The organism is Flavobacterium sp. (assembly GCF_044361065.1).
Classification (GTDB): Bacteria; Bacteroidota; Bacteroidia; order Flavobacteriales; family Flavobacteriaceae; genus Flavobacterium.
In genome coordinates, this window is the sequence record NZ_JBIKJI010000106.1 from 1 (window position 1) to 7,608 (window position 7,608).

General features: G+C 32.0%; 8 protein-coding genes. 3 read left to right on the top strand and 5 right to left on the bottom strand.

All coding sequences use genetic code 11. The features are described 5' to 3' along the window. The first annotated feature begins 56 nt into the window (after positions 1 to 56). A complete protein-coding gene (locus ACIQ11_RS07300; RefSeq protein ID WP_396154022.1) occupies positions 57 to 1,082 on the top strand; it encodes a threonine aldolase family protein in 1,026 nt (341 codons plus the stop codon). 111 nt (positions 1,083 to 1,193) lie between these two features. Here the strand turns inward: ACIQ11_RS07300 and ACIQ11_RS07305 are convergent, their stop codons facing one another. Genes ACIQ11_RS07305 through ACIQ11_RS07325 form a run of 5 tightly spaced genes read right to left on the bottom strand, consistent with a single transcriptional unit; the run spans position 1,194 to position 5,315 of the window. After that, positions 1,194 to 1,916 (bottom strand): acyl-[acyl-carrier-protein] thioesterase, encoded by a 723-nt coding sequence (locus ACIQ11_RS07305; protein WP_396154016.1) that lies wholly within the window; start codon positions 1,914 to 1,916, stop codon positions 1,194 to 1,196. Positions 1,917 to 1,934: 18 nt separating this feature from the next. After that, positions 1,935 to 2,876, bottom strand: coding sequence for a tRNA (adenosine(37)-N6)-dimethylallyltransferase MiaA (gene miaA / locus ACIQ11_RS07310; protein WP_396154017.1), 942 nt, complete (start codon positions 2,874 to 2,876; stop codon positions 1,935 to 1,937). A gap of 17 nt (positions 2,877 to 2,893) precedes the next feature. Beyond that, a complete protein-coding gene (locus tag ACIQ11_RS07315; RefSeq protein ID WP_396154018.1) occupies positions 2,894 to 3,211 on the bottom strand; it encodes a YbaB/EbfC family nucleoid-associated protein in 318 nt (105 codons plus the stop codon). Between the two features lie 26 nt (positions 3,212 to 3,237). Beyond that, positions 3,238 to 4,356: a GTP cyclohydrolase gene (locus ACIQ11_RS07320; protein ID WP_396154019.1), complete on the bottom strand. Its 1,119-nt coding sequence runs from the start codon at positions 4,354 to 4,356 to the stop codon at positions 3,238 to 3,240. Then, entirely contained in the window at positions 4,356 to 5,315 is a 960-nt protein-coding gene (locus tag ACIQ11_RS07325; protein ID WP_396154020.1) for a transporter, read from the bottom strand. Before ACIQ11_RS07325 ends, ACIQ11_RS07320 begins: the two co-directional genes overlap by 1 nt. 94 nt (positions 5,316 to 5,409) lie before the next feature. Here ACIQ11_RS07325 and ACIQ11_RS07330 point away from each other — a divergent pair, with 94 nt between their 5' ends. Both ACIQ11_RS07330 and ACIQ11_RS07335 read left to right on the top strand, forming a co-directional pair. Beyond that, positions 5,410 to 5,667 (top strand): DUF4834 domain-containing protein, encoded by a 258-nt coding sequence (locus tag ACIQ11_RS07330; RefSeq protein WP_353076595.1) that lies wholly within the window; start codon positions 5,410 to 5,412, stop codon positions 5,665 to 5,667. 58 nt (positions 5,668 to 5,725) lie between these two features. Next, the coding region (locus ACIQ11_RS07335) for a hypothetical protein (protein ID WP_396154021.1) at positions 5,726 to 7,608 on the top strand (1,883 nt) is incomplete at its 3' end.

The window sequence follows — 7,608 nt, forward strand, 5'->3', positions numbered from 1 at the left end:
TATTTACCATTTTATTTGTAATTTTACAGAACAAAAATAGACTATTTATACGATTTATGGAAATTAATTTATTCAGCGATACGGTTACCAAGCCCACTCCAGAAATGTTACAATATATGTTTAACGCAAAAGTGGGTGATGATGTTTTTAAACAAGATCCGACAGTTAATGAATTGGAAGCGTCTTTAGCTGATTTATTTGGCAAAGAAGCCGCTTTGTTTTTCCCTTCCGGTACGATGGCAAATCAAACTGCTATAAAATTACATACCAATCCGGGTGACGAATTAATTTGTGATAAATGGGGACACGTTTTTTTATACGAAGCGGGTGGAGTAGCTTTTAATAGCGGTGTTTCGTGTAATTTAATTGATGGAAACCGAGGTATGATTACCGCCGAACAAGTAGAAAACGCTATAAATGATCCTGAGTTTTATCACGCACCAATGACGAAATTAGTTTGTGTAGAAAACACAACAAACAAAGGTGGCGGCGCTTGTTATGACATAGAAGAATTAAAGAAAATAAAAGAAGTTTGCACAAAACATAATTTGAAATTTCATTTAGACGGCGCCCGACTTTGGAATGCTTTAGTTGCCAAAAAACAACATCCAAAAGTATATGGAGAATTGTTTGATACCATCTCAGTTTGTTTATCTAAAGGCTTAGGTGCACCGGTTGGCTCGGTTTTGTTAGGGACGAAAGATGATATGAAACGCGCGCTTCGAATTCGTAAAATATTTGGTGGCGGTATGCGTCAAGCGGGTTATTTAGCTGCGGCTGGAATGTATGCGTTACAAAATAACATCACTCGATTAGAAGAAGACCACAAAAAAGCAAAAGAATTAGGAAGTGTTTTAGCAACGCTACCCTTTATTTATAAAGTAGAACCTATTGAAACCAATATTGTTATTTTTAAACTGAAAAGTGATGTCAATGAAACACAGTTTATTGATAAGTTGAAAGAGAAAAATATCAATATCAGTAATATGGGACAAGGTAAATTACGAATGGTTACTCACTTGGATTACAAACAAGTAATGCACGATTATGTAATGGAAGTTTTGAGAAAAATTAGTATTTAATAAAACACATAGGAACATAGTTTTATTTTAAAATCATTTAACTTAAGCTTACATAGCTTGTTTTCTAAAAAAAAAAAACACTTAAAATTTCTATGTGCCTATGTGTTTATTTTAAATCTCAATTTCCAAAGCAAAACAGCTTTTTCCCTCTTTAGTAATTAAGAATGAATTTTCATTGTGCTGAATTTCAATCGTATCATTATAATTTAATTCTTGTAAGTAGTTTAAATTTAATGCTTTAATTGAATTACTTAAAATTAGTTTTACGTTTGCAACATCCAAACACCATTCCAAATATTTGACATTATTGGCGTGATTTACAATATCTATATCCGATAAAAGAATTTTTCTTTCGTTTTTATTTGTAAATACTTCTGGGATAGTTATTTTCTGAATAGGTTGTGCAATACTATCTGTATCATATTTTTCAAAATGCGTATGTGGTAATGCTAAATTATCTGGTCGTCTGGTAGTTGTATTTATTACTACCCAAAAAGTTTCGCAGCCTATTAATTTTTCTTCATTCAAATACATTTCTAAACAACGAATGGAACGTGAATTCTCTAAGGTTTTAATCCAGGTTTTAATGGTGATAACATCTTTCCATTTTGGTAATTTTGATATTTCAATTCGCATTCTACTCAACACCCAAGCTTGGTTATGTTGCTGCATATCTAAATAACTAATGCCACCTAAGTCGGCGTGAATTCCCGCAACTATTTGAAATAAATTACAAATTTCGGTATGTTTTAAAAAGCCGTTAGGATAGCAATGTTGAAAACCAATTTCAAAATCGTGTGTGTAAACTGAAGTAAAGTTAGAAGAAATTGGCATTTGATTTACGATTTGAGATTAACGATTTACGAATTGGGATTTACCTATTTTGGATTTTATAATTTCAATAATTTTATTTCTATCTGTTTCAAAATCAAACCAAACCGCATTTTCTGTACGCTTGAACCAAGTCATTTGACGTTTTGCAAATCGGCGTGTGTTTTGTTTTATTTGTGCTGCAGCAAATTCAAGTGTGCTTTTCCCTTCAAAATAATCAAATAATTCTCTGTATCCAACAGTTTGTAGGGCATTTCTATCTTTATGAGGAAGTAATTGTTTTACTTCTTCAACCAAACCTGCTTCAAACATTAGGTCTACACGTTGGTTAATTCGGTCGTACATAATTTCTCTATCAGATTCTAAACCAATGATAATTGGGGTGAAATTGCGTTTGCTATTACTTTTACCAATAAAATCTGAATAGGGTAGACCACTTCCAATACATACTTCTACAAAACGTTTCATACGTTGAGGATTCTGCAAGGTTTGCGGATTTTCTCTTTCCAGTTTTTTATAATAATCGGGGTCTAATTCTTGTAATTTTTCTTGAAGAAAGGTTATACCTAATGCATCAAATTTAGAATTGATTTCTGTACGAATATCCTTATCAATATCCGGAAATTCATCAAAACCTTTTAAAACGGCATCTACATATAAACCAGAACCACCAACCATAATTTGGATGTTGTTTTTTTCAAAAAGTTCATCTAATTTTTCAAGCGCTTCTTTCTCAAAATCACCCACAGAATAGTGTTCTAAAATTGATTTATTTTGAATAAAATGATGAGGTGCTGCGGCTAATTCATCATCCGAAGGCACTGCTGTACCAATTTTCATTTCTTTAAAAAATTGCCGACTATCGCACGAAATGATTTCGCAACCAAAATGTTGTGCCAATGCAATACTTAAGGATGTTTTTCCGATAGCAGTGGGTCCGATTATAGTAATGAGATAGTTCAATTTCTAAGAAAATAAATTTATTTAAACATATCCATTCCAGGAATACTTGGCATCCCTGACTGGGCTACGGCAGCCATTTCGGCTTCGTTTACGTTTGTTGCTTTTACAATGGCTTTGTTTAAAACGGTAACCAAATAATCTTCCAACATTTCTTTGTCTTGAAGTAATTCCTCGGAAATTTTGAAGTTTTTAATTTCTCTGTTGGCTGTTAAAGTTACTTGTAATAAACCGTCGTTACTCTGCTCGTCCACTAAAACGCTGTTTAATCTGTTTTTAGTTTCTTCCATTTTTTGTTGGGTTTCTTTTAATTTACCCATCATTCCCATTAAGTCCATTTTGTATGTGTTTTAATTTTATTTTTTTACAATACTTTTATAAACGTACAACGTTTTTTATGATATTCTGGATCGAAATTTTTCCATAAATTGTGTATCGCGTGATTGTCTTCTAATTCAGGTGTTCGCATACAATTTTCTACTCCTATTTTTTTAAAACTGATGTGGTTTTCATTAAACAAAATTGCAGTTACGCCTTTACTTTGGTATTCGGGTAAAACGCCAATTAAATAAAACACGGCGGTTTTACATTTGTTTTTCGCTTTTAATAAATGTAAAAATCCTGTTGGAAATAGTTTTCCTTTTGCTTTTTGCAATGCTTCAGCAAAATCTGGCATAACAATACTAAAAGCTACCATTTTGCCTTCTTTATCCATCACGAATTTTATAAATTCAGGATTGATAAACGAAATGTATTTCTTTTTAAAATACTCAATTTGAATGTCGTTAATGGGCACAAACGATTGCAAAGAGGCATAACTTCCGTTGAATAATGTAAACATTTTGTCTACATACGGCATTATGTCTTTGGTTTTTGTAAAATTCAAATGGGTTAAATCGTATCTTTTTTCAATCATATCCGCTACGCGCTGAAAATTTGTAGCATCAATATTTGAAAAAGGAAATTTACTCTCTAAATATACTTTCTCTTTAACATAACCCAATTGTTCAAAATGCGTTGCGTAATAAGGGAAATTATACCAAGTAATCATTAAACCTCTTTCTTCGAAACCATCAATTAAACAGCCTACTTTATCCAAATTTGAAAATCCCATTGGACCTTCAATATTCTCTAAATTATGTTCCTTTCCAAAAGCAATTACTTTATCTAAAAGTGCTTTCGTAACGTCAATATCATCAATGACATCAAACCAACCAAAACGCACTTTCTTTTTGCCTAAAATGTTTACTTCATCCCAATTGATAATTGCCACTACACGACCTACAATTTTATTGTTTTTATAGGCCAAATAAAAATGAGTATCAGCCGTTTTAAAAACAGGATTTTTGGTTTTGTCAAACGTCTCTAATTCTTCTTGAATAAGCGGCGGCACCCAGTTTTTATTGTTTTTATACAACTCGAAAGGAAAGGTTACAAATGCTTTCAGTTCTTGTTTCGAGAAAATTTCTTTAATTTCTATCATTATTCTACGCCGTCTTTTCTTTTGTTTTTCGCTGCTTTTTTGTCCATTTTCTTATCCATTTTACTTCTGGTGCCGGGCTTGTCCATTTTTACTTCTTTGTAATTTTTAGTAAAACGCCAAGTGAAACCAACTCCACCATAAAATATACCTGGAGTATTTTTAATACTTGTACCAATGGATGCATCAAATTGCATATCTTTTTTATGTAAAAATGCCGCACCTAATCTGAAAATACCATCACTATAATATTTGCCATTGTAACCTTGATTTTCAAGAAATACAGATAAATTTTGATTGATTCCGTGTGTTACGGTTAAAATATAATCGATACTGGCAAAATCAGTTCCTATTTTGTTGTAAATTAAGTTGGTAACTAAAACCGTTCTGTCTCCAAAATGGTTTTGTGCAATCGCCATAACTTTCGGACTAAATTTTGCTTCAACTACTGAAGTATTTGCAAACAAATTATTTTCAGAAAAGTTCAAATTGGCTCCTGCATATGCTGAAAATGCTGGAATAAATTGTTTCCATTTGAATCGATGATTGGCTTTCCAACTGTAGATACTTGGTTTTTCGGGTCCTTTTTTAAATGGGTCATAAATTAAATATTTTGCCCCAAAAGTGGTTTGACGTAAGGCACTTCTGTTAGAAGCAACATCAAATTGTTGATACGAATCTTTTTGGTATTGAATTTCGGCAATAAGCTCCAATTCTTCTTTAAATAATCCCCAACGTAAAGCTAAATCGGCAAAATATCCTTTAGCGCTATAGTTCAGTTTATCGTGGTTTTCAGTAATGTAATTTACACCAGTTTCAGTTTGAATGACACTTTTACCAACTGCAAAGGCCATCATAGATTTTCCAGGACGGTTTGAGTTGACTTCATCGGTATATTGAGCCGCGCAAATAGATGAAAAAAGTAATGTTGTAATTAAAACAACTTTTGAGGAAAACGTCATAATGATTCATTTAAAACCCAAATGTAAATATTTTATCATAATTTTAAGTATTAGATTTGATATATTCCTTATTTTTGACAAAAAAAATACAATTATGGATACAGCAAGTGTGCCGGGATTTATTAGAACCATTTTCTACATCATTTTGTTTTATTATTTATTTAAGTTCGCAATGAGGCTATTAGCACCATATTTGATGCAGAAAGTAGCGAAAAAAGCAGAAGAACATATTAAAAGACAGTTTGAGCAACAGCAACAAAACTATCAGTCAACAGCAGATAACAATCAGGAAGTTCCAAAAAAAGATAAAAAAGTAGTTGGTGATTACATCGATTATGAAGAAGTTGAATAATAATTTCCCCCATTCGGGGATTTTTTTATTTTTGTAGGATATTAATTTAAGAAATAAAATGAAGAAATTAGAAAAATTTGCACCACATTTATATGCCATTTTTGGTTTTATAGTAATTGCTATTATTTATTTTTATCCGGTATTGTCTGGAAAGCAAATAATGCAATCGGATATTGCACAATATACCGGAATGGCAAAGGAACAAAACGACTTTAGAAATGAATTTCATCAAGAGCCGTATTGGACAAATAGCGCATTTGGTGGTATGCCAACGTATCAATTAGGTGCAAAATACCCTCATAATTATATTAAAAGTTTAGATAGTGCATTACGATTTTTACCGCGTCCTGCCGATTATTTATTTTTATATTTCTTAGGTTTTTATATCCTATTAATGAGTTTAAGAGTGAAACCCTTACAAGCTTTTTTTGGGGCTTTAGCGTTTGGTTTTTCAACGTATTTAATAATTATTTTAGGAGTAGGGCATAATGCAAAAGCGCACGCGATTGCTTATATTCCAATGGTTTTAGCAGGAATTATCTTTGTTTTTAGTAAGCGATATTTGATTGGTGGAATTGTAACGATGCTTGCTGCTGGATTAGAAATTCAGGCGAATCACTTCCAAATGACGTATTATTTCTTGTTCTTATTTGTTTTCGTAATAGGGTTTTATATCTACGAAATTGTTAAAGAAAAAGATTTCAAACATCTATACAAATCATTCGCAATTTTAGGATTAGGGGCTATTTTAGCTATTGGTGCCAATGCAACAAATTTATTAGCTACCGCTGAATATGCTAAATATTCTACGAGAAGTAATAGTAATTTAACTTTTGATGAAAACGGCAAAAAGAAAACCGATACCAATGCGATGAGTTACGACTATATTACACAATATAGTTACGGCGTTGCTGAAAGTTTAAATTTAATTGCCCCTAAGTTATTTGGAGGATCCAATGCTGAAGATTTAGGCGATAAATCATCAATGTATCAGTTTATTGTGGGACAAAATGTGCCAGAAACGGAAGCAAGAGATTTAGTAAAACATATGCCAACCTATTGGGGCGATCAGCCTATTGTAGCTGCTCCAGCGTATATTGGAATAGTGGTGTTTTTCTTAGCTATTTTGGCTATGTTTTTAGAAAAACGTAAAATTAAATATGCTTTAGCAGGAGCAATAACACTTTCTTTATTACTGTCATACGGTAAAAATCTATCGGTATTAACTGACTTTTTTATTGACTATATGCCAATGTATAATAAATTTAGAGCGGTTTCTTCTATTCAAGTAATTTTAGAATTATGTTTACCTGTTTTAGCTATTTTAGGCTTGTCAGCTTTCGTAAATGCTGAAGAAACAGCACGTAAAAAACCGTTATTATATTCATTAGCAATTGTTGGTGGTATTTTAATTCTATTGTTTTTTGGAAGCAGTATGTTCGATTTTACTTGTGATAATGATAAAATATATACACAACAATACGGTCCTGAATTTATGAAAGTCTTAAAAGAAGACAGAGCGAATATGTATATGTCTACCATTTATCGTTCATTAGGGTTTTTAGTTGTCGCTTTCGGTATATTATATTTTTATACTAAAAAGACATTCTCACAATTCACAACCGTTCTTTTAGTGGGAATTGTAATGGTATTAGATTTATTTATAGTGGCGAAAAACTACGTTAAAGCTGATGATTTTGTTTCGAAAAGTCAAATAGAACGACCATTTGGCGAACCAACAGAAGCTGATTTACGAATTTTAGAAGATTCCACACATTTCCGTGTTTTTGATGTAGATGGAAATATGAATAGTGCAAGAACGTCTTTTTATCACCAATCTATCGGAGGGTATCACGCAGCGAAACCTAAGAAAATGCAAGAAGTATTCGATTATCAAATTGCAAAAAACAATTTCGAAGTCTTGAGTATGCTAAATGTGAA